The 21,711-nt window shown below is 43.8% G+C and carries 21 protein-coding genes and 1 pseudogene; 4 read left to right on the top strand and 18 right to left on the bottom strand.

The features are described 5' to 3' along the window. Positions 1-530 precede the first annotated feature (530 nt). The 5 genes from F6X55_RS19465 to F6X55_RS19445 form a co-directional block, all read right to left on the bottom strand. Positions 531-860 carry a hypothetical protein gene (locus tag F6X55_RS19465; protein WP_153465415.1) on the bottom strand — a complete coding sequence of 110 codons (330 nt, stop codon included), beginning with the start codon at positions 858-860 and terminating at the stop codon, positions 531-533. 220 nt (positions 861-1,080) lie between these two features. Further along, entirely contained in the window at positions 1,081-2,985 is a 1,905-nt protein-coding gene (locus tag F6X55_RS19460; RefSeq protein ID WP_153465413.1) for an FtsX-like permease family protein, read from the bottom strand. Beyond that, a complete protein-coding gene (locus F6X55_RS19455) occupies positions 2,960-3,724 on the bottom strand; it encodes an ABC transporter ATP-binding protein (RefSeq protein ID WP_026569419.1) in 765 nt (254 codons plus the stop codon). Before F6X55_RS19455 ends, F6X55_RS19460 begins: the two co-directional genes overlap by 26 nt. A gap of 81 nt (positions 3,725-3,805) precedes the next feature. Beyond that, positions 3,806-4,807 carry a sensor histidine kinase gene (locus F6X55_RS19450; RefSeq protein ID WP_153465411.1) on the bottom strand — a complete coding sequence of 334 codons (1,002 nt, stop codon included), beginning with the start codon at positions 4,805-4,807 and terminating at the stop codon, positions 3,806-3,808. Continuing rightward, entirely contained in the window at positions 4,804-5,508 is a 705-nt protein-coding gene (locus F6X55_RS19445) for a response regulator transcription factor (protein WP_026569417.1), read from the bottom strand. Before F6X55_RS19445 ends, F6X55_RS19450 begins: the two co-directional genes overlap by 4 nt. Before the next feature lie 202 nt (positions 5,509-5,710). On the opposite strand from F6X55_RS19445, the gene F6X55_RS19440 reads away from it, so the two are divergent. After that, a complete protein-coding gene (locus F6X55_RS19440; RefSeq protein WP_237648721.1) occupies positions 5,711-6,610 on the top strand; it encodes a M23 family metallopeptidase in 900 nt (299 codons plus the stop codon). 120 nt (positions 6,611-6,730) lie between these two features. Here the strand turns inward: F6X55_RS19440 and F6X55_RS19435 are convergent, their stop codons facing one another. Next, positions 6,731-8,551: a coiled-coil domain-containing protein gene (locus F6X55_RS19435; protein ID WP_153465409.1), complete on the bottom strand. Its 1,821-nt coding sequence runs from the start codon at positions 8,549-8,551 to the stop codon at positions 6,731-6,733. Between the two features lie 2 nt (positions 8,552-8,553). Beyond that, positions 8,554-10,554 carry an efflux RND transporter permease subunit gene (locus tag F6X55_RS19430; protein WP_237648727.1) on the bottom strand — a complete coding sequence of 667 codons (2,001 nt, stop codon included), beginning with the start codon at positions 10,552-10,554 and terminating at the stop codon, positions 8,554-8,556. On the opposite strand from F6X55_RS19430, the gene F6X55_RS20000 reads away from it, so the two are divergent. Together F6X55_RS20000 and F6X55_RS19425 are read left to right on the top strand one after the other, a co-directional pair. Continuing rightward, complete coding sequence (locus tag F6X55_RS20000) at positions 10,553-10,828, top strand: hypothetical protein (protein ID WP_161993118.1); 276 nt, start codon at positions 10,553-10,555, stop codon at positions 10,826-10,828. The two genes, F6X55_RS19430 and F6X55_RS20000, sit on opposite strands and share 2 nt — an antisense overlap. Further along, positions 10,806-11,369 carry a TetR/AcrR family transcriptional regulator gene (locus F6X55_RS19425; protein WP_051390379.1) on the top strand — a complete coding sequence of 188 codons (564 nt, stop codon included), beginning with the start codon at positions 10,806-10,808 and terminating at the stop codon, positions 11,367-11,369. The genes F6X55_RS20000 and F6X55_RS19425 overlap by 23 nt, the downstream gene beginning before the upstream one ends. Before the next feature lie 182 nt (positions 11,370-11,551). Here the strand turns inward: F6X55_RS19425 and F6X55_RS19420 are convergent, their stop codons facing one another. Continuing rightward, positions 11,552-11,962: an Lrp/AsnC family transcriptional regulator gene (locus tag F6X55_RS19420; RefSeq protein WP_153465405.1), complete on the bottom strand. Its 411-nt coding sequence runs from the start codon at positions 11,960-11,962 to the stop codon at positions 11,552-11,554. 116 nt (positions 11,963-12,078) lie between these two features. On the opposite strand from F6X55_RS19420, the gene F6X55_RS19415 reads away from it, so the two are divergent. After that, complete coding sequence (locus tag F6X55_RS19415) at positions 12,079-12,840, top strand: MBL fold metallo-hydrolase (RefSeq protein WP_153465403.1); 762 nt, start codon at positions 12,079-12,081, stop codon at positions 12,838-12,840. A gap of 70 nt (positions 12,841-12,910) precedes the next feature. On the opposite strand, the gene copZ is transcribed toward F6X55_RS19415, so the two are convergent. The 10 genes and pseudogenes from copZ to F6X55_RS19370 all read right to left on the bottom strand — a co-directional run bounded on the left by copZ (position 12,911) and on the right by F6X55_RS19370 (position 21,711). Continuing rightward, positions 12,911-13,117: a copper chaperone CopZ gene (copZ, locus tag F6X55_RS19410; protein ID WP_202616151.1), complete on the bottom strand. Its 207-nt coding sequence runs from the start codon at positions 13,115-13,117 to the stop codon at positions 12,911-12,913. Positions 13,118-13,151: 34 nt separating this feature from the next. Next, complete coding sequence (locus F6X55_RS19405; RefSeq protein ID WP_153465400.1) at positions 13,152-15,536, bottom strand: heavy metal translocating P-type ATPase; 2,385 nt, start codon at positions 15,534-15,536, stop codon at positions 13,152-13,154. 13 nt (positions 15,537-15,549) lie between these two features. Then, positions 15,550-15,801, bottom strand: a complete 252-nt coding sequence (locus F6X55_RS19400; RefSeq protein ID WP_051382257.1) for a metal-sensing transcriptional repressor — start codon at positions 15,799-15,801, stop codon at positions 15,550-15,552. A gap of 177 nt (positions 15,802-15,978) precedes the next feature. Further along, entirely contained in the window at positions 15,979-17,637 is a 1,659-nt protein-coding gene (locus tag F6X55_RS19395; RefSeq protein WP_026569402.1) for a catalase, read from the bottom strand. 155 nt (positions 17,638-17,792) lie between these two features. After that, on the bottom strand, positions 17,793-18,002 hold the full coding sequence (locus tag F6X55_RS19390; RefSeq protein WP_153465398.1) for a hypothetical protein: 210 nt from the start codon (positions 18,000-18,002) through the stop codon (positions 17,793-17,795). Positions 18,003-18,138: 136 nt separating this feature from the next. Continuing rightward, positions 18,139-18,288, bottom strand: a complete 150-nt coding sequence (locus F6X55_RS20130; protein WP_202616150.1) for a hypothetical protein — start codon at positions 18,286-18,288, stop codon at positions 18,139-18,141. A gap of 14 nt (positions 18,289-18,302) precedes the next feature. Next, on the bottom strand, positions 18,303-19,187 hold the full coding sequence (locus tag F6X55_RS19385) for a permease (protein ID WP_153465396.1): 885 nt from the start codon (positions 19,185-19,187) through the stop codon (positions 18,303-18,305). A gap of 80 nt (positions 19,188-19,267) precedes the next feature. Beyond that, positions 19,268-19,552, bottom strand: coding sequence for an ArsR/SmtB family transcription factor (locus tag F6X55_RS19380; protein ID WP_153465558.1), 285 nt, complete (start codon positions 19,550-19,552; stop codon positions 19,268-19,270). Between the two features lie 251 nt (positions 19,553-19,803). Next, positions 19,804-20,049: pseudogene (locus tag F6X55_RS19375) on the bottom strand (SDR family oxidoreductase); the annotation flags it as partial. A gap of 219 nt (positions 20,050-20,268) precedes the next feature. Then, positions 20,269-21,711 (bottom strand): aldehyde dehydrogenase family protein, encoded by a 1,443-nt coding sequence (locus F6X55_RS19370; protein ID WP_153465391.1) that lies wholly within the window; start codon positions 21,709-21,711, stop codon positions 20,269-20,271.

The raw sequence follows: 21,711 nt of genomic DNA, 5'->3' as shown, positions 1-21,711 counted from the left end.
GTGTTTTCTGTTTTGCCTCATGCCGTTACGGATAGAAAGCGAAACCGCATGGAGACCAGGAGTACTTCTTTATCCTTATTATGCTATTGTCCAATTTCCAAAGAATAAAGGAAACTCCGTGCTTATTTTTTTCCTCTTCTCTGTTTAGATACCTATCAGCCAATAGAAGAATATAGTTTTGTTCATCTTGTCTTGATAAAGTTGAAATCAGGCCACGAAAACGTAGCGAAGGCAAGATACCGAGACTCCTACGGGAACAGCACGAGCTGAAAATCCCGCAAGAAAGCGTTTGGTGCTTTCTGAGGAAGTGGAAGCCGTGCCCGTGGAACGCGTAGTATCTTGCTGTAGCGGTTCGAAGCACTCATCAAACAACAGGATATAACAAGAATACGCAACTAAAAATCGAAAGAATTTGGTTGGTAGTTATAATTTTATAATTCGTTCGGTTTTTGATTTGGTGGCCATGCTTTTGTCCCGGCCACTGTCTTTTTGTTTGATCTCTGTATTTCCAAGAATACTGTAGTAGCGGTTTATTTGTTGAGCAACCGTATGTCATCCATCCGAACTCCCTTGTCCGGCATTATTGTGTATGTCCCCAGGTATTCCTTGTCGGTTTCCAGCAAAACAAATACTTCTTGTGGCACCTCAGCAGTAAACTTTTCTTTGTCCGTAGCGTTAGGATTGTAAAACTCAATAAAGTGTTCACCATCCCTGTTGTATTTTTCTTTAACGATAACCTCTGAAGCAGCATGTTCATATGTTTCATTTTCCTTCTCTTCACTTGCTCCATTTATTACTATAGAAACAATGAATAGAACCAATAGTATCCCTGCTGAAATGAATGTTTTCCTTGTTGTCATTATCTTACTTCCCATCTATCCTAATTGATTTTAGGGTCATTAATCGTAATAAGAATTGCGTCCATTCTAACATAGTAGAATAAACCTGGATATACAACAAAAGAGGGAAAACAGGCAAAAAGACAGTAAAAGATTTCAATAGATAGATTAAAGTCTTTTTCCTTAACAGGGGAGATCTAACACCCACCCATTCACATTCCTATAGACTATTCATCAAGGCTTAAAAAATCATTCTTTTCACTTGTTTCACATAGAAATACCGTACGATGAAGAAATAAATGACTTGGATGACAGCAAAGCTTCCTAATACAAGCGAAGATTCTACTGTTAAATCATAATCAAACAAATGGGATAAAGCCGTAAGGGCCACTGCACCATGCACCAGAGCCACGACAATCGGCGAGAAGAACAAAATTGCAATTTGCCTGTTGACTATTTTCTTCAATTCCGATTCTTTCAGCCCTATTTTAGCAATGGAACTGAACTTCCGCTTCTCTTCCTCCAAATCGGTAAATAAACGGAAATAAAGAAAGCTTCCTGCAGAAACAAAAAACACTATGCCAATAAATAACCCAATAAATAATATCGTTCCATATGCTCTATTGATTTCGAACAATGAATAATCAGCGGAAAAGGCTTTGTGCTGCAATTCATCATTTGAATCATTGATTCTTCTTCCCGCCTCAATCACTTGTTCCGTTTGCCCGTCTTTCGCTTTCCATACCGCACTAAAGTCACTGCTCACTGGCGATCCAAGGCGTTCATAAGCGCTATCTTGCACGACATAATAGCCATTCATTTCTGTTAAGATTTCTGTTTCCACCACTCTGACAGGCTGGATTTCTTCTCCATCTCGCAATTGGATACTGGATTGCATCAGCCTTACACCGGCTTTTTCCCCTTGCGTTATAAATGCGCCACTCTGTTCCACTATAATTGCCTCATTTTCCGCTGGATGAAGTTCCTTTTCTTTAATCAAATTCGCAAAACGGTTGTAGTCGGAAGCTCTGACAATTAACGCATGATCATTTTGCTCCGACACATCGTAATAGTTCAACTCCATTGTTTCCATCCCGGCATCGATTGTTTCGTCCTGTAAGATAGCATTGATTCTGCTAATATCTTCCTCGATGGTCGCTTCACTGTCATCCAGGAACGGACTATACGTAAATGTGTAGGGATTCATCTCCTTTACTCCTTTTGTAAGGTAAGAGTGAAATCCATATAAAGAGCCTATCGCACTAAAAGCCACGGTCGATATGATCGCTACCATAAAAAATGTCCTGGCGTTATCCTTCATCCGAAACGAGAGGTCAGAGAACAGAAGCATATTTGTTTTCCGCCAGAAGATCCGTTTATTTCTCTTTAACAGGCGGATCATATAAACACTCAATTGTGTAAACAAGAGATATGTTCCAAGGATGACTACTAAAACTACTGGAATCATCGCATATACTACAAATACACCTTTCACAAGGAGAGCAGTTCCATAGCCGGCAGTAAGCAACAATGCTGAGAAGATAGAGAGCATCACGGAAGCTTTCGGCTCTCCTTTGGACTGTATATCCCCTTTGATTAAATGAATCAGTTTATTGGTGCGGAGTACAAAGGATACAAAAACGGAAATACAGAAAAATAGAAAGATGAAGCTAACGAACGTCACAGCAATCGCAAGTGCAGGAAAATAAAAATCAAGTGATTCACTAATGATCAATACATTTTCTGCAATCAAGAGAATTACTTTCGCAAATATTAATCCGGACAGAATACCGCTTACTGTCGCAAAAAATCCGATTAGAATATTCTCCAGGAATACCATCAGGCGAATTTGGCGATTGGAAGCCCCCAACATGATCAACAGACCAAACTCTTTCTTCCTTGATTGTAGGAAAGAACTCATCGAGTACAAGACAAAAAAGAAAGAAAATACATAAATGATTCCACCCGCCACCGCCATGCCGACCAGCACATTTTTGTTGATCGAACCGCCTGAAAAAGCTGGATGGAAAGCAAAGATGGCAAAAGTGAAAAATACCATCACGGTGAACATGCTGCTGAGGAAGTAGGCAATATACATCCGTTTGTTGCGCAATACATTATTAAACGCGAACTGACGAAAAGTCATTGCCCTCTCCCCCCATCAAGGAAAGCATGTCGATTATTTTTTGAAAAAATGCCTGTCTGTTCTCCCCAGCATGTATTTCAGAATGAAGCTTCCCATCACGGATAAAGACAACCCGGTCGGAATAACTAGCCGCTTGGGGGTCGTGCGTGACCATTAACAAGCTTGCTTTTTCCCGTTCGTTGATTGAAACAAGCATTTTCATCACATCTTTAGAGGCTTTTGAATCCAAATTTCCCGTCGGCTCGTCGGCCAACAGCAACATAGGTTCATGAATGAGCGCCCTGGCAATTGCCGCCCGTTGTGTCTGTCCCCCGGATATTTCGGATATCCGCTTATGCATGATCGATTCAATTCCCAGATTCCCAGCAATCTCATAAGCTTTTTCCTTCATTTCTTTTACCCTGCTACCATCTAACGTGAGAGGCAATACGATATTTTCTTCGACAGTCAACGTATGCAAAAGGTTAAAATCCTGGAATATAAAACCTAACTGATTTCTCCGGAATTTGGCCAATTCATTTTTCTTCAGTTTATGTGGATTCTCCCCGTCGATTTCGACTGTTCCGGTAGTCGGTGCATCGTTTGTGGAAATAATATTCAACAACGTAGTCTTGCCACTACCGGAAGGACCCATGATCGATACAAACTCACCTTTGTCCACCTCTAAATTAATATCAGTAAGAGCACGGTAAGCTACTTTCCCCTCGTACACCTTACTTACATTCCTAAGTTTAAGCATAATGATACTCCCTTCAATACTTCTAAAAAAAGTATAGACTATCCCCTTATCTATAAACTATCGATTATGCTTTCACGAATCTTACACGGATGTAAGGTTTTGTGTTTTAGAAAATATGATCCGGATGGATGTCCCTTCTCCTTCCACAGATTCCAATTCAAGACGGTGCTCCAGTCTTTCTGCAACCTCTTTCACCAAATAAAGTCCCATACCTGTCGACTCCCGGAATTTCCGTCCATTTTCTCCGGTATAAAATTTGTTGAACACACGCTTTTGATCCGATACAGGAATTCCTATCCCAAAGTCCTTCACTTCCAGTACCGCTTCTGCCGATTCTTCATAAAGAGACAGGACAATATACTTTGCCCGGCCAGCAGAATACTTAACAGCATTTTGGACAAGCTGCGACAATAAAAACAGAAGCCATTTTTCATCTGTCTCCACTGTTATCCCCGGCTTTTCTTCTTTTAATTGCGGATACACCTCATTACGGATGTAAAAGCGTTTGTTTTCGTGATTTACTTCCTGTATGAGTTCGGAAAGGACGACTGGTTTTATCTGAAAGTCCTCTTCAATGGTGCGGAGTCTGGCCATATAAAGTATCATGTTCAGCCCATTCCGCATCCGTTCTGTCTCCTCCCGGGTGCTGGAGGATTCCGGCTCGTCCATTGATTGTGCCGTTAACTCAATCACAGAAAGAGGTGTCTTCATTTGATGAACCCAGCGATCCATAAATAACAAGTGTTCATCCTGCCTCTCTTCCGCTTTATGCAATGCTTCTTGATATAAACGGTACTGTCTGACAAGCAGCTGATCGAGCGCTTCTGAAATAGCTGCTTGTCCTGTAGTCTCCAGAGAACCATCCAGTGTTGCCATTGGATGCTCAAGCCTTTGGTAAAAATTTTTCCGGCTCAAATATCGATAAAGAAGAAATCCGGTCAATAACACAAAGGATAGAAAGATTGCATAGATACTTACACCAATCCCTCGGTAACCATCCAAGAAAAACAACCCCGAAATCATGACAGATTGAAAGATTTGCACCACGATAAGCAGCAGATGATCACGAAGAAACAATTTCATGCTTCTGCCTCTTTCCAGGTAATGCGGAACCGGTAACCCGCACCCCTAACCGTCTCCACGGCATCATGGATTCCTAACTCTTCGAATTTTTTCCGTACCCGGGCCATGTTGACATTTAACGTATTTTCATCGACAAACAGGTGATCATCCCATATTTTCTCCAGCAAATCCTGCCGTCCGGCAACACGCGGATAACGTTCCAGGAGACTTTCGATAATATCCGTTTCCTTTTTTGTCAATTGTGCGGTTTGATTCTTAAAGCAAAGCTCTAAACGTTCCGGATATAAACGCAATCCCTCATGGCCAAGTACCCTTTCCTCCAGCCTTGCTGCATATTCCCCATAAGCACGGCGTAATTGACTTCTGATTTTCGCCATGACAATATCCGGGTGAAATGGCTTCGTAATAAAATCATCACCGCCATTTTCTAAAGCCATGACTTGATCCATTTCCCCTGTCCGGGCGGAAATAAAAATCACAGGACAAATCGATTCTTTTCTAATCTGCCTGCACCAATAAAAGCCGTCATAACTCGGCAGATTGATATCCAGCAACAAAAGTTCAGGCTGCACATCACGAAAAGTGTCCAATATCTTCTCAAAATCCCTGGCAATAATAACTTCATAACCATATTTCTCAATGTAAGAAGACAAATAATCAGCTATTTTCAAGTCGTCTTCCACCATCATGATTTTTTCCATATTCGTACTCCTAGCTTCGTTTTTATTTTACGCTTACTATAACATAGGAAGGCTGTCATCAGCTTAAGGTTTCAATATTGTAAAGTTGGCATCCGGTGAAGGGGACTTATCTGATAAAATGAAAAAGAATAAACAATTTGAATTTATGAACAACGATGTTCTGCGTTCATAAGCCACCTATTGCGAAAAGGAGAGATGATTATTGCTTTCTGCTCTGCTACAAATTGTTGTGATCCAAATGCTTCTCCCGCTTATTTTTATCCTCATGCTATGGATGGAAAAGGATAGAAGTAAATTAGAATGGATAGCTAAAATGTTAGCCACTGTAATGATTGTTCTTTGGGTATTTCTGACGGGGCGATGGGATTGGGTGAGTTATTACATACGATACCTATTCATTCTCCTGTTGTTGATCAGCCTTTTCTTTTCTTGGAAAAGAACCAAACCATTACCCCTTCGTTCCAAGCTTACTCGAACACAAAAAATAACCCTGGGCATCCACACTTTGCTTGTTTTCGTTTTTGGTTTCTACAATGTCAGTGCTTTTACTGGTTATTCTACACAACAACAAGCAATGGAACTGGCTTTCCCATTAAAGAATGGGACTTACTATGTTGGTCAAGGCGGAGGCGACACACAACTGAATTACCATCATGCTTATGAGTCTCAACAATTTGCCCTGGATATTGTAAAGCTTAATAAACTCGGCATTAGAGCCACAGGTTTCTACCCGAAAGAATTGGATCAATATGCCATATACGGAGACACCCTGCATAGTCCATGCGACGGAAAAGTGCTAGAGGTCAGGAGCCATCTATCCGACTTGATCCCTCCCGAGTCAGATACCGAACACCCTGAAGGAAATTATGTTGCTCTATCTTGTGATGGCGAAGATTCCATCGTTTATATAGCACATATGCAACAAGACAGTATTAAAGTGGTAAAAGGAGACAGGGTCAAAGAGTTGGAGCCTCTCGGTCTGGTCGGGAACTCCGGAAACACCAGTGAGCCTCACTTACATATCCACGCCGAAAAAGATGGAGTCGGAATTCCGATTCAATTTGATGGTGAATTTTTAATCAGGAATAGTTTGGTAAGATAGACGGCTTACGTTGTACTGATTCCACTTCGTTCACAATGCCGGGACTAAGTCAAAAGCATAACCAACAAAGCAAAAACCGAACGAATTGGAACCGTTCGGTTTTTGTGTTGGTCACGATAATTACTTAAACAAATCCATCAGCCGGGCCCAGAACCCCTTTTCTTCTTCCACAGGTTCTTCTGTCTCTTCTTGTTCTTCTTGCTTGATGCTTGCGGTTTTCAAGACGAATTGAACGGAATTGACCTTTTCATTTTCCGCTGAAACGAAAGATACCGGTTCAAAATCTGATTTATCATACTCATCCATCATTTCATTGACCTCTTTTTTCATCTCGTCAGGCAGGTCACTCGTAGCATCCTGCAATTCTGCTGTTCCATCATGCAGCGAGCCGACGCCGGTTTCAGTTTCTCCCAGTCCTTCTGCCAGTCCGGTAATTCCATTGTGCAATTCCCCGTAGGAGCTGGATAACTGGTTCACTCCGTCCGTATATTCCACCAATCCAGAATGGAAGGAAGCATACTGGGAGGCTATTTCACTGATTCCATCCTGCAACTGCGCAAAGGAATCGGCACTGTCCATGTTTTCCCGGGAAGAGGCAAGCTGGTCGGCCATCTCTTCCAGATTATCCGCCATGTCAGTAAGCGAACCACTGACTTGCTCCAACGTTCCGCCGACCGCATCAAATCCCTCTTTGACATCAGAATACGTGCCTTTGGCCGTACGCGCAGCGGTGTATGTTTCTTTTAATTTATCAAGAACTTCCGGATCGGCGCCGCTTTTATAAAGCTGCTTGAACTCCTCTTCTGAAAGTTCGTAGTCCGGAATGGCTGCCATTTTTTCATCCAACGTGCTGTAGGCTTTGGCATAATTGTCTTTTAACGTAACCAGCCCATCTGCCGACTGATTGATTCCATCGGCCATTTGGTAAAGTCCGTCTTCCAGCTGTTTCAAATCGCCGAGGCCCATATCTTCTGAGCCACTTTCCAGGGAAGCGCTCATTTGTTCCAGTGCCTGCTTCAGGCTGCCAGAACCGTTCACCAGTTCCGCAGAAGAAGCATCCAAGGCAGAAATTCCATCTTTGTATTGCATGGAACCGTCACGTAGTTCCCCGGCGCCATCATTTAATTGCGCGATTCCGTCTTCCAGGTCCGCGACTCCGCCATTCACTTCCGCGATAGCGTCCGTCAGCGTGTCCATCTCCCCGGTCATCTCCTCTACATCCGGAGATTCGATCGGCATAGAGGATGGAACGGCAGAGATGTCGATGCCATCCAGCTCAAAGTCTGACACATCCGCTTCCACAACAAGTTCTTCCTCTTTTTCAGGCATCACAGTAAAGCTCACCTGTTTGTTTTTTCCCGCATTGGCCAGTGTTCCATCCGGAGCTTCGATGTTCCGGTAGTTATCCAGATTGAGAGAAAGAGAGATTTGCAATAAATAGTTTTCAAAAAATACAGGATCGACTTTTTCATTGGCCGATGTAGCTATTTTTATTTCGACATGACCGTCTTTCCCGGCCAGCTCTGCCGGCTCGATTTCTTTCCCATCCAACAGATAGGTGATCGAAACATCCCATGGGAGGGACTGACCCTCCATGTTCCCCTGGTAATAAAACTTTCCTTCTGGAGCATCGACGGTCACTTCCCCGTCCTTCTGTTCCAGCGGCGATAAATCTGTCAGGTTTTTCAGGTCAGTGTACGTTCCGTGGTCCACGACTTTTCCCGCTTTTTCAACATCCAACGTGTTGACCACGTAAAGCTCTTGTCTTTCCCCAGCAGCATTCAGCTTGCCATAGACAACTTCATCCTTGGAGGAGACTTCCCCTTTTTCACGGGTTGTATCTTCCCCTGACTTGCTGTCACTTGCAGCCGAAACAAGCAGTGACGGCATCGCCAACAGGATGATCGTAAAGACAAGCAGAAGCTTCTTTATTCTCCTCATCGTCATTTCTCCTTTTTAAAGTTTGCTTTCCAGGTTGTTTTGGCAATCCATTTATCAAATACCAGCAGCATTGCAGGCAGGAAGAATACGACCATGATAAAGGATAGCAATGCGCCGCGGCCCAGCAGCATCCCGATGGAGGACACGATCGGGTTGGACGAAGTAATCCATAAGATAAACCCGACACTGGACAGAATCGAAGCCGATATGCCGATTGCAAAGATTTTTTCGTCCATCGTTTTCTTTATTGCCTCACGGGCGGACATTTCCTTCCTGTCCTCTTTATAGGCATCCATCAGAAGGATTGCATAGTCTACCGTGGCAGCAAGCTGGATAATGCTGATCAGCAAGTAACCGACATAGACCAACGAAGAGTCCGTAAAGTATGGAACAGATAAATTCATCCATACTGCCGACTGAATGGTAAACAGCAGGACTATCGGAATCGAGATCGACTTAAAGGTCACCAGCAGAACAAAAGCGACCGTGGCGATGGTCAGCATATTGACCAGTTTATTATCCTTTTGGACGACATTTTTAATATCGTACAAGGTGACGCTTTCGCCAGCCATATACACGTCCTCATCATAATGATCTTCCGCTGTTTCCTGCACTTGTTCGATTAAATGGAACGCCTCGTCCCCTTCGGTTTTCGTATCGGTTTGCAAAATGATCCGACTGTAGTTATCCGAGTAGAATTGTTCCGTCACTTCGGTACCTACATATTCCGGAGGCACCGCTGCGCTCACGGTGTTCACATAAGCAAGCACACTGGACACCTTGTCAACCTTCTCTAAGTCTTCGACCAGTGCTTCCTCTTTGGCCGTGTCTCCCCGCGGGACAAGCACGACCATCGGAGTGCTTTCGCCAAATTCATCTTTGATTGTCGCTGGATCGCTTCCGGCCCTGGTATTCTCCGGCTGGTCGCCGATTCCATAAATAAAACTGGTTTGACTTTGCGCGAGAAACGCCGGCACGATCAAAACAAACACAAGAATCAAAACCGGAATCCTCATTTTCAACACGAAATTTCCTTTGTTCCTGATGCTAGGCAGGAACGGTTTATGCTGGGTTTTATCAATCCATTTATAACACAACAGGGTAAGTGCAGGTAAAAATACCATCACACTGATAAAGCTCAAGACAATCCCTTTCACCAAATTGATGCCTAAATCTGCCCCGATTTCAAAATCCATGTACGTCAAGGCGATAAACCCGAAGAAGGTCGTCGAGGCACTTGCCGCAATCGCGGAAAAGGATTTCTTCATCGCAAGCTGCATCGCTTCCTGCGGATCAGCAGTTTTCCTCCGGTAATCGGAAAAACTGTGCAGGAGAAAAATTGCGTAATCCAACGATACGGCCAGCTGTAAAATCGGTGCGACGGACTGTGTAACAAAGGAAACCTCACCTAGAAAAATATTGGTCCCCATGTTGATAAGTACCGAAACGCCGATCGCTGTCAAGAACAATAGCGGTTCGACCCAGGAACTCGTGGCCAGCACCAAAATAAGAATGATGATCGGTACCAACAAGGCACCTGCATACATGGATTCTTTTCCGGCCATCTTTTGCTGGGTCGCTGTATTCAAGTCTTCCCCGGCCAACGCATTGTCTTCGCCGATCAACTCATAAATGGCATCGGTCGTGGCCACTTCTTCCCCCTCATGTATACTGAAGGAGAAAAGCGCCTTTCCATCTTTATAGTAAGAATCAACCGTCTCCTGATCGGCCATTTCGAGCGGCTGTTTGATATCGACGGCATCATCCAGCCAGGTGACCTCTGAGACGCCATCGATTGCTTCCAGTTCTTCTTTGAAAGCAAGGGCTTCCTGTATGGTCATGTCCCGCATCATGACCCTGTTTGTCGGAACATTTCCATCAAATTCTTCATCCATGATATCCATTGCCGTTGTCGATGGTGCATCCTCCGGCAAGTAATCCTTCATGTCGTAGTTCACCGATACGGTGAACTGCGCCAGGATACAGAGGATGGTAAGAACCATGAATGTCATGGCAACGACTTTTTTATGTTTGATTATTTTTGCTGCAATATTTATTCTATTTCACCCTCTCTTGCCATTTTCCAACGCACACTTTATCATTATATGGACACCGTGTTGGCTATTCAACAAACAGTTTATTATCATTTGTTACTTTGGCAACACTATCAATGAATATGTTGGATATCAGCAAAAAAATCTTACACCGGATATCTTGGGGAGTCAGATGGCAAGAAAAAGAGAGGGGATCAATCATGACTGCTTCAAAAATGGATAGAAGAAAAAAATACACGCGGATGGTCTTAAAAGACAGCCTGATGCAGCTGTTAAAGCAGAAACAAATTTCGGCGATTACCGTGAAAGAGCTTTGCGGACTTGCCGACATCAACCGCTCCACCTTTTACTCCCATTACTTTGATCAATATGACCTGCTGGATAAAATAGAAGATGAAATTATTGAAGACATGAAGGGGTATTTAAGCCAGTATAATTTTGAAAAAGAAGAGGAATCCCTTCCGATGATCGAAAAGCTGATTGAATACTTCGCATCCAAACAGGATGTATGTAAAACGCTTTTCAACGAAAAAGTCGATACAACCTTCCAGAAGAAAGTGATGGTGTTCGCGCATGGCGTGTTTATGAACCATTGGACAACCAGCAAAAATTTTGAAGAAGACGCTTCGGAATATTTAAGCACCTTCATCATCAGCGGAAGCATTCATGTGATAAAAAGCTGGCTGAACAATGACATGGATAAGTCGCCCAAAGAAATGGCCGGGATCATCAATAAGCTTATTAATGGCGGGCTTTTTAAGTAAGAGTTGTACCGGACAAGGAGATATGTTCAGAGGAAAGTTTTCGATAGTTGAACTCTGCTCCGGTTTCAATTCTCATCCGGTTTTTCCCTTTTATTTTAAATATCACTCCCCTCTTCTATTATGAAACTACATGTTTGTTCTACTGAAGCACTATGGTGAAAAATCCTTTTCCTTACCGGAACTTATTTATCAATCACGATCGATAACTTATAGTTTGCATGCTCATTCAAGGCTATCAAAAAGTCATTCAACGCTTCATTGGAAGGAAATCTGCATTCCAAAAGGTAACAACCTTCCCCACTGATTTTATAGTTATGGATGATGTATGGTTCTTGCGACTTAATGAATGATAAATATGGTTGATGATTGGCACTCTGGGTGAAAATGGTGATAAAAGCATAGATAGCATACCCTAGTTTGGTTTGATTCAGATCTATGGTATAACCCTCAATTACTCCACTATTCTCTAGCTTGACAACTCTTTCTGAAGCAGCTTGTCCTGTTAAGTGAACCTTTTCACCCAATTCTTTCATGGTGATACGGCTGTTGTTCGTTAACTCCTCTAATATCCGCATGTCCGTTTTATCCAACATCGTTAAAATCCTTTCATTAATTAAGTCAAATAGCCAAAAGACTTGAATTAAGCCATGTATTTCTCATTAGATAATAATATAAAATGGAGATAAATAAAAAGCAAAGGAGTTATCCCATGAATGTAAAACAAATTCGCAACGCAACGCTGGTTGTTGAATATGCGGGCAAGAAATTCTTAATAGATCCATTTTTAGCTGAGAAAGGTTCTTATCCTCCTTTCCCTGACGCGCCAAGACAAGACCATTTTAACCCCTTGGGAAACCTGCCGATATCCATCGACGAGATTATAAAGGATATCGATGCGGTGATCGTCACGCATCTGCATCTTGACCATTGGGATGACGCTGCCAAGAATGCCTTGCCAAAAGAAATCCGTCTCTTTTCCCAAAATGAAGATGATGTGGCGGAAATCCAAAAAGTGGGCTTTCAAAATGTAGAAGTTTTAAAAGAAGACACGGTATTCGAAGGAATTCAGTTGGTCAAAACTAAAGGAGAGCATGGAAGAGGGGAAATCCTCAAAGTTACCGGTCTGGTATGTGGTATCGTCTTCAAACACTCATCGGAAAAAACTTTGTATGTTGCCGGTGATACGGTTTGGTACGATGCGGTTCAAGAAGTAATCGAAACAAATAAACCCGAAGTAATTGTTGTGAATGCCGGAGACAACCAATTCAATCAAGGCGGTTCTTTGGTAATGGGGAAAGAAGATGTCTATGAAGTCTACAAGGCTGCTCCTCACGCAAGCATTATCGCGAGCCATATGGAAGCAGTCAATCATTGGACATTGTCAAGAAAAGAATTAAGAAGCTTTGCTAAAGAAAAGGGGTTCTCCTCTCATCTTCTGATTCCAGAAGACGGAGAATCATACACCTTTTAATAGAAAAAAGGCAGGCAGAAATGCTATAACATTTCTGCCTGCTTTTTCTATTATAGTAGGATATGCCTCATTAAGCCTCGACATCATAGCCTTGTTCTTCTACGGCTTCTTTCATCGCTTCATAAGAAACTTTGGCATCATCATAGGTTACATCGACTTTGCCTGCTTCTAAATCCACTTCGGCTGTTGAAACACCATCCAGGTTCTTCAGGGCACCTTCTACTGCCATTTTGCAATGGCCGCAAGACATGCCTTGAACGTTCAATGTTTTTTCCATGATTCTCACCTCCTTTAAAGGAAAACTTTACGTTCTATAGTTTCGTCCGTTTTAAACGGAGGGAATTCGAAACAACACTTACCGAACTCAACGCCATTGCCGCGCCGGCAACCCATGGGGCAAGCAGTCCGATTGCTGCAATCGGAATTCCCGCTGTATTGTAACCGAACGCCCAGAAAAGGTTTTGCCGGATATTGCGAATCGTCGCATGGCTGATGTTGATTGCTTTCGGCAGCAGCAGCAGCTCCCCGCCGAGAATGGTCACGTCTGCGGCTTCAATCGCCACCTCCGCACCGGTTCCAATCGCGATGCCGATGTCGGCCGTGACGAGTGCGGGTGCGTCATTGACTCCATCACCGACCATCGCGACCTTTTTGCCTTGCAGCTGAATCTCTTTTACTTTATCTGCTTTCTCTTCCGGCAATACTTGGGCGATCACCTGCTCGATTCCTGCCTGTTTCGCAATTGCCTGGGCGGTCCTTTCGTTATCCCCTGTCAACATGATGACGTCAATTCCCAACGCTTTTAACTGCTCGATCGCTGCAGGAGCTGTTTCTTTCATCGTGTCAGCGACCGCGACGCTCCCTCGATACTGGCCATCGATGGCGATTAGCATGGCTGTTTTCCCGCTATTCTCGTATTCAACCAAGGTGTTTTCAGCACCTTCTGTGACAATTCCGTGTTGTTCCATCAGCTTGCGGTTCCCCACCACGACGCTTTTCCCGGAAATGGTCGCCTCGATACCATGGCCCGGTATGGCCGTGAATTCTTCCGCCTCGACAAACTCCACTTCTCTTTCTGCTACATAGGACAAGATTGCTTCCGCCAGCGGGTGTTCTGATCCTTTCTCTGCACTTGCCAGCAGCTGCAATGTTTCTCTGTCGCCGGAAAAATCGGTCACCTCCGGTTTTCCTTTGGTGATGGTTCCGGTTTTGTCCAGGACGATTGCTTGTAACTGGTGAGTTCCTTCCAGATGTTCGCCGCCCTTGAACAATATCCCGCTTTCAGCCGCTTTTCCTGTTCCGACCATGATCGAAGTCGGAGTCGCCAAACCGAGGGCACACGGGCAAGCGATGACCAGGACAGCAATTGCTGCCACCAAGGCCGGTTCCAATTGGCCGGGTGTTACAAATGCAATCCAGATCACAAAGGTAACCAGTGCAATCCCGACTACAATCGGCACAAAATAGCCGGAAATAACATCGGCCAGCCGTTGTATCGGCGCTTTCGAACCTTGTGCTTCTTCCACTACTTTAATAATCGATGCAAGCGCCGTGTCCTTCCCGACTTTCGTTGCTTCCATCTCGATAGAGCCATTTTTATTGATGGTCGAGCCAATCACTTTTGCTCCTGAACCCTTCTCGATCGGAATCGATTCACCGGTAAGCATCGACTCATCGACGGAAGTCCTTCCTTTCACAACCATACCGTCTACGGGTATCTTTTCCCCCGGTTTGACAACCAAACGATCGCCCGTAACCACTTCTTCCACTGGTATCATCGTCTCGCTGCCATCGCGAATGACACGGGCTTCTTTTGCCTGTAAGTTGAGCAATTCGGAAATAGCATTCGTTGTCTGGCTTTTGGCTCTTGTTTCCAGGTACTTCCCGAACAAAATCAGGGTGATTAAAATGGCGCTCGTTTCAAAATATAGATGCGGCATATACGCAGGATTGCCGATCGTCCTGACTGCTTCGAACAAGCTGTAAAAATAAGCGGCACTCGTTCCCAGTGCGACTAACACATCCATGTTAGCCCCGCCGTTTTTCAGGTTTTTGTAGGCACCCACATAAAACTGCCAGCCAATGACAAACTGTACAGGCGTCGCCAATGCGAATTGAAACCATGGATTCATCAGGATAGCCGGGATGTTCATATTCAACAAATGAACGAGCATCGTCACCAATAACGGAGCCGCCAAGATTGCAGAAATGATCAACTTGGTCTTTTTCTGATGCAGTTCCTTTTCTTTATATGTTTGTTTTTCCTCGGATTCTGCCTTCGGTTTTGCGTCGTATCCGATTTTGCGTATTTTTTCGATCAAGGCTTGTGGATCTGTCAACACAGGATTATATTCGACCGTTGCGCTTTCTGTTGTCAAATTGACAGCGGCCTGTGAAACCCCATCCTGCTTATTCAGCACTTTTTCAATTCGGTTGGAACACGCTGCACAGGTCATTCCGAAAACATCCAAATCCGCTTTTTCCATCCGGACCCCGTAACCGATCGTTTCTATCTTTTCGGTAATGTCTTCCATTGTCGTTTTCTCGGGATCATAATCCAGCGTCGCTTTTTCCGTCGTCAAATTGACTTTTGCTTCTACCCCGTCCATTTTGTTCAACACTTTCTCGATCCGATTCGAACAGGCTGCACACGTCATCCCTGTGACGCCAATTGTGGCATGCTTTTCCTCACTCATCTTCCACCCTCCTCTACTTGGAAAATTGCTTCAGGACACTCATCAGCTCTTCAATTGATTCCTGTCCTTCCCCTTTCTTAATGGCATCGCTGACACAGTGGTTGATATGCCGTTCTGTCACCGAAAAACCGACATTCTTCAATGCAGACTGAATCGCACTGATTTGCACAAGAATATCCATGCAATAGCGATCCTCTTCCACCATTTTCTGGACACCACGTACCTGTCCTTCTATCCGTTTTAAACGATTGATCGTTTTATCCATTTCCTCTTTCGTTCTCGGAGTACTTGGGTGATCATGCAAGAATTTCTCTTCCACAAAAATCACTTCCTTTTATTTGTTGTGTATACTATACCCCCGTATAGTATATTTAGTCAAATAAAAAGACTGCCAGAACCGTTTCACCTGTTCTGTACAGCCTTTTGCGTTCTTTTAAAGGAGTTAGTAAGGGTCTGCTTCGTGGCTTTTCTTCACGGCATCTTCCGTTGCTTCATGCTGGGCGATAGACCCCCGGCCATACTTGGATTCTCCTGATTCACGGCCTGGAACCATGCTTTCTCCCTGCATTTTCTCCATTTTCTTCATCTCTGTCATTTTTGCTTCAATGCCTTCTTTTACCCGGCGTCCATAGTCTTCATCGGCTTGCGTAAAGTGTTCGATCATGGCATCCTGAATTCGTTTGTCGCAAATCGCAAGGGCGTCTGAGAGATTTTTTATCAATTCATCCCGCTCCCAATCCTCAAAGCTGCGATAGGTATGGCCGGCCTGGCCGTAGTTATTGGTGCGGTCGATCGGTGCGCTCATTGCCGCATCATGATACTCTGGTTCATGTGGCGGGGTTTTTGACCCGTCCGCTTCCTGGAAGCCACCTACCATGGAAGGCTCATAGTTAATATGCGGGTTGTCCCCCGACTCCCGCGGATCACGGGTATCCATTTGGCCGCGCTGCTGGTTCGTCCGGATCCCAGTCTTAGGAGCATTGACAGGCAGCTTCAAATAGTTTGCCCCTACGCGATAGCGCTGGGTATCAGAGTAGGAGAAAGTGCGTCCCTGAAGCATTTTATCATCGGAAAAATCCATCCCATCGACTAGTACACCTGTACCGAAGGCTGCTTGTTCAATCTCCGCGTGGAAATCCTCTGGATTGCGGTCAAGCACCATCCGCCCCACCGGCAGCCACGGAAATTTATCCTCCGGCCAAAGCTTCGTATCGTCAAGCGGATCGAAGTCGAGCTCAGGGTGGTACCCGTCTTCCATGATTTGGACAAACAGCTCCCATTCCGGATATTCTCCACGCTCAATCGCTTCATATAAATCCTGGGTCGCATGCCCGACGTTCCTCGACTGAATCTCATTCGCTTCTTCTTGTGTCAAATTTCTTATTCCTTGTTTTGGTTCCCAGTGGTACTTTACCAGCACCGCTTCTCCTTTATCGTTCACCCATTTATACGTGTTGACCCCGGACCCCTGCATATGGCGGTATGTAGCAGGAATACCCCAAGGGGAGAAAAGGAAAGTAATCATATGGGTTGCTTCCGGAGTACGGGAAACGAAGTCAAACATCCGTTCAGGACTTTTTATATTGGATGCCGGGTCTGCTTTAAACGCGTGAATCATATCCGGAAATTTCATGGCGTCGCGGATGAAAAAGATTTTTAAATTGTTTCCTACCAAATCCCAGTTGCCATCTTCCGTGTACATCTTCACCGCAAAACCACGGGGGTCGCGATCGGTTTCCGGAGCATCTTTCGCCCCTGCCACCGTGGAGAAGCGGACCATCAACGGGGTTTTCTTGCCCGCTCCCGAGAACACTTTCGCCCGTGTATACTTCTCCACCGGCTCATCCCCTACTTTTCCATAGGTTTCGAAATAACCGAATGCACCTGATCCTCTTGCGTGGACAATCCGCTCTGGTACTTCTTCCCTGTCAAAGTGGGAAATCTTCTCGATGAAATGGTAATTTTCAAGCGTGGCGGGACCGCGGTTGCCGATTGTACGGATATTTTGATTATCAACCACAGGACGGCCCTGCCGTGTCGTTAGCGTATCGCGTTCAACGTCTTTCCCCTGCGGCGTTTTCTTATCTTTATTTTCTTCCATAATGAGACCTCCTCAGGTATAGTCACGCTTACTTTGCCTCTTAAAGGAGGAGTTTATTCAATAGGAAAGAAAGGTAATTCATTATTTCCATACACATATCCCGGACGCCTCTACAGAGTCTCTGTACTATTTAACCAAGACGATGGCAAGCAGAATTAATCGTATATATCATTTTCCAATTCTTTATAAGCAAATAAAAAATTCTTATATGTTTCTTCCCCAAAACGGCTTTCTTTCCTTTCAAAAAAATGGTTAAAAACTATCTCCTTAGCTTCTTTTAATGAACATTCGTTTGCATTCAAAATTAATTTTATATAAGATTTAAAGTAATTTTGCGTTAAAGATCCTCCATGATTGACGACCATTGTTTACCTCTTTTCCCGGTCTTACCGTTTATTTTTAACCTTACCGTAAGGAAGGTGGATTAGTTGAAAACAAACAAAGGACTCTCTGAAAAAGTCCTTTGTTTTGTCGGCAGGAAATTGCTGGCTGGTTAATTTGTCAAGCTTCTTTCTCTTGTTTATCACTTTTCTGTTCTCCAGTTTTACAACAGTTACTTTCTTCTGCTTTTACTTCTTCAATTTCAATACTGCAGCAATCTTTATTAGATCTAGAGAACAACTTTTTAAGACCGGACTTTTTTTCTCCCATGATTATCACCCCCTTCATAGGATTACTTGAACGATAAATCCTGTACTAATGGCAACAAATAATATTGATACCACAAAGGCAACAACTAATTTCTTTTTAAACAGCTTGCTTAATAAAATCACCTCCGGGATACTTGCTCCGGCTCCACCGATTAATAGGGCGATAACCGCTCCAATCCCCATGCCTTTCCCCACCAAAGCATCTGCAATAGGCAAAATCGCTTCTCCACGAATGTACATCGGAATACCAATAACGGAAGCTATCGGAATCGTCCATAGCTTGTCACCACCTGCATATTTAACGATAAAATCTTGCGGTATGAAACCATGAATAAATGCTCCGATAAAAACACCAATCAGCAAGAAAGGCAATAATGGATAAAAGAATGACCATGCATCTTGAAGAGCTAATTCCCACTTAGGAGCAGTAATACTGTCACCTTCACTCTTGCTTTTTCTGACTTTAACTTCCTTTACTGATTCTTTCAGACCTAAAGTAGTCCAGACAACTCCGATAAGCATGGAAAATATCCCAACAATCATGACGTAATAAAGTGTCAGCTTCCATCCAAGTAATGTCCAAAGCAATATAACAATTACTGGATTCAAGAGAGGGGAAGCAATCAAGAATGACATTGATGGACCAAATGGTGCCTTGGAAGATAATAAGCCCGCTAAGATTGGTATGGTGGAACATGAACAAAACGGGGTCAAAGCACCTAGCCCTGTTCCATAAAGATAACCACTCCATTTGTTCGGACGATCGAGAACTCTTTTAATCCTCTCTTCAGTAACCTTTCGCTGTAACCAGCTCACCAAAAAGCTAATTAAAATAAATAGCAATGTTAACTCCACAAAAAGCGTCAACAATGTTATTAAAAACTGCAAAAAAGCATCCATCTTTTCCTTCCATCCCTTCGTTTCACATCAAAAAAAGTTGATTTATTAATCAAATTTTTTTGATGTTTAACTTAAAATTTTTATTTTTTCTCAGGATAAAAAATACAGCATAACTCTTCTGACAGCAGACCTCTTACTTCCTCTTCATTCAAACGATAATAATTCCAAGTGCCGATCTTTTCTCTTTCAATTAGATTGACATCAAGCAAAATCTTTAGATGATAAGATAATTTTGATTGCGATAAACCAATAATCTCGGTTAAGTCACAGACACATATCTGTCCTTTTTGGTTTAACTCATACATGATCTTCAGGCGGAGTTGATCAGACAAGGCTTTAAATTTCGATTCGTATGTATTAAACATTTCTTGTTGATTAATATCACTTATATTTTGTAAACCCATGTAAGTTCACTTCCTTATATCAATTTTATTTGATTTAATGTTATTGTATTATTCATTATTTCAAATTGCAACCTTTTAAATCAAATTTATTTGATGTATTTGTTATAGCACCCTTTTACACACGATTTTATAGATAGGCATAGTCCAATCAAAAATATAAGCTTTCAACCTCGTAATCCGTATCTCCAATTAATATTGATTTATAAAAGCTTTTAAACCGGCCTTACCGTAATTTCATTGACATTTACGTAATCCGGCTGGGTCACAGCATAAACGACCGCCTTTGCAATATCGGTTGTTTCGAGTTTTTTGCGGTCGCTTTCAAATGGACTCTCGGAACTCAGCGGGGTTTCCACCATGCCAGGGGAAATGTTGGTCACACGTACACCTGTTCTTTCGAGTTCTTTCTCCAGCCCGGTGGAAATCGCTCGCACGGCGGACTTCGTCTCACAATAAACTTGCAATCGCCGTTCCGATACTGCTGCTGGCTCCGGTAACGATAGGTTTTTCCTGCCAATTGGTTTGTCATTATCCTCCACCCCCATTAGTTAGTGAAATTGTAACAGATATAAAAAGGGAGAGGCTTTTAATCTGCCTGTTTTTCCGTATAACGAAAAGCCCCTCCTCCCCAAGTTGATAAGGGAGAATGGGGTAACGACACAGCTGGTACTGTTCGTTTACTGCTTGTTTTGATCGATCTTTATCCCGATGAATTTCATTTCGGTCATGTCTTCGATGGCATATTTCACACCTTCTCTTCCCACACCGCTTTGCTTCACTCCGCCATACGGATGATTATCCTGCCTGTATGTGGAAATTTCATTAATCCAGACACCGCCCATTTCCAAACGGTCGGCAACCCGCATTGCCCGGTTGATATCGTTTGTAAAAACGCCGGCTTGCAGTCCATAAATGGAATCATTGGAATAGCCGATTACTTCCTCTTCCGTTTTGAACGGGATGACTGAAACTATCGGAGCAAATACTTCCTGGGCGATGATTTTCATGTTTTCATCCACGTTGGTCATGAGCGTAGGGGTCAAAACAGCACCGTTTCGTTCACCTCCGACCTCGATTTTCGCTCCTTTTTCTACCGCGTCGTCAATCCACTGCTTTGCCCGTTTCGCCTCTTCTTCATTGATCATCGGACCGATGTCCGTATGTTCCTCGAGCGGATCGCCAATGCGCAATGCATTAATTTTTTGGATGTACGATCCAAGGAAAGCATCATAAATGTCTTGATGCACGTAAATCCGCTGGGCGGAAATGCACACCTGGCCGGAAAAGGAGAAAGCTCCTTTTACCAGCTCTGTGGCAGCGTCTTCGATGTCGGCGTCCTCAAACAGGATGTTCGGGGAATTGGAACCCAGCTCTAACGTGACCTTTTTGAACCCGGCTGTTTCCCTGATGTTCTTGCCTACTGCCAGACTGCCTGTAAAGCTGATTTTATGGACGTGGTCATGTGTTACCAGTGGCGCACCGACTTCCTCACCAGTGCCGATGACCAAGTTGATTACTCCATCAGGCAGTCCCGCTTCCTGAAACAGCTTTACAAGCTTGTAGGCTGAAACCGGCGTTTTTTCCGCCGGTTTGAAAACAACGGTGTTGCCTGCAGCCAGAGCCGGAGCCAGTTTATGAAGCGAAAGATTCAAGGGAAAGTTAAACGGTGTGATAGCACCCACCACTCCCAACGGCTCTCGCTTTACCAGCCCGATTCGATGCCGGCCGCCGATTGCGGCGTCCATCGGCAACACTTCTCCCGTAATATTTTTGGCCAATTCAGAAGCAAAACGGAGAACCTGGATAGAACGCGCAACTTCCCCGCGGCTATACTTAATCGGCTTACCTGCCTCCTTGCTGATCGTGGTTGCAAATTCCTCCGTTTTTCCCTCTAACAAATCGGCCGTTTTCCGTAAGATATCCGCACGTTCATGCGCCGGCATAGCCTTCATCATAGAATGAAACGTTTCGAAGCTGCTGGTTACCGCGTCATCAAGGTCTTTATTCGCGGCAAGCTTTAACTCCGCAACTTTTTCATTGTCAAAAGGATTGTACACCGTCATTGTCTGCCGGTTATCTTCTATTCTTTCTCGCCCATTGATAATCGATCCAATTTTCAT

This window comes from Sediminibacillus terrae, assembly GCF_009602435.1.
Classification (GTDB): domain Bacteria; phylum Bacillota; class Bacilli; order Bacillales; family Amphibacillaceae; genus Sediminibacillus; species Sediminibacillus terrae.
Note: the sequence above shows the minus strand (reverse complement) of the source record. Positions and strands in the feature narration are given on the sequence as shown.

What these genes read in the sequence shown, in the direction of transcription:
- F6X55_RS19405 (WP_153465400.1), bottom strand. Translation starts at nt 15,536, where the DNA reads ATGAGTGAGGAAAAGCATGCCACAATTGGCGTCACAGGGATGACGTGT.
- F6X55_RS19400 (WP_051382257.1), bottom strand. Translation starts at nt 15,801, where the DNA reads ATGGATAAAACGATCAATCGTTTAAAACGGATAGAAGGACAGGTACGT.
- F6X55_RS20130 (WP_202616150.1), bottom strand. Translation starts at nt 18,288, where the DNA reads ATGGGAGAAAAAAAGTCCGGTCTTAAAAAGTTGTTCTCTAGATCTAAT.
- F6X55_RS19455 (WP_026569419.1), bottom strand. Translation starts at nt 3,724, where the DNA reads ATGCTTAAACTTAGGAATGTAAGTAAGGTGTACGAGGGGAAAGTAGCT.
- F6X55_RS19465 (WP_153465415.1), bottom strand. Translation starts at nt 860, where the DNA reads ATGACAACAAGGAAAACATTCATTTCAGCAGGGATACTATTGGTTCTA.
- copZ (WP_202616151.1), bottom strand. Translation starts at nt 13,117, where the DNA reads ATGGAAAAAACATTGAACGTTCAAGGCATGTCTTGCGGCCATTGCAAA.
- F6X55_RS20000 (WP_161993118.1), top strand. Translation starts at nt 10,553, where the DNA reads ATGAATGTCATGGCAACGACTTTTTTATGTTTGATTATTTTTGCTGCA.
- F6X55_RS19445 (WP_026569417.1), bottom strand. Translation starts at nt 5,508, where the DNA reads ATGGAAAAAATCATGATGGTGGAAGACGACTTGAAAATAGCTGATTAT.
- F6X55_RS19460 (WP_153465413.1), bottom strand. Translation starts at nt 2,985, where the DNA reads ATGACTTTTCGTCAGTTCGCGTTTAATAATGTATTGCGCAACAAACGG.
- F6X55_RS19420 (WP_153465405.1), bottom strand. Translation starts at nt 11,962, where the DNA reads ATGTTGGATAAAACGGACATGCGGATATTAGAGGAGTTAACGAACAAC.
- F6X55_RS19450 (WP_153465411.1), bottom strand. Translation starts at nt 4,807, where the DNA reads ATGAAATTGTTTCTTCGTGATCATCTGCTGCTTATCGTGGTGCAAATC.
- F6X55_RS19415 (WP_153465403.1), top strand. Translation starts at nt 12,079, where the DNA reads ATGAATGTAAAACAAATTCGCAACGCAACGCTGGTTGTTGAATATGCG.
- F6X55_RS19370 (WP_153465391.1), bottom strand. Translation starts at nt 21,711, where the DNA reads ATGAAAATTGGATCGATTATCAATGGGCGAGAAAGAATAGAAGATAAC.
- F6X55_RS19380 (WP_153465558.1), bottom strand. Translation starts at nt 19,552, where the DNA reads ATGTTTAATACATACGAATCGAAATTTAAAGCCTTGTCTGATCAACTC.
- F6X55_RS19435 (WP_153465409.1), bottom strand. Translation starts at nt 8,551, where the DNA reads ATGAGGAGAATAAAGAAGCTTCTGCTTGTCTTTACGATCATCCTGTTG.
- F6X55_RS19385 (WP_153465396.1), bottom strand. Translation starts at nt 19,187, where the DNA reads ATGGATGCTTTTTTGCAGTTTTTAATAACATTGTTGACGCTTTTTGTG.
- F6X55_RS19390 (WP_153465398.1), bottom strand. Translation starts at nt 18,002, where the DNA reads ATGGTCGTCAATCATGGAGGATCTTTAACGCAAAATTACTTTAAATCT.
- F6X55_RS19430 (WP_237648727.1), bottom strand. Translation starts at nt 10,554, where the DNA reads ATGGTTCTTACCATCCTCTGTATCCTGGCGCAGTTCACCGTATCGGTG.
- F6X55_RS19395 (WP_026569402.1), bottom strand. Translation starts at nt 17,637, where the DNA reads ATGGAAGAAAATAAAGATAAGAAAACGCCGCAGGGGAAAGACGTTGAA.
- F6X55_RS19425 (WP_051390379.1), top strand. Translation starts at nt 10,806, where the DNA reads ATGACTGCTTCAAAAATGGATAGAAGAAAAAAATACACGCGGATGGTC.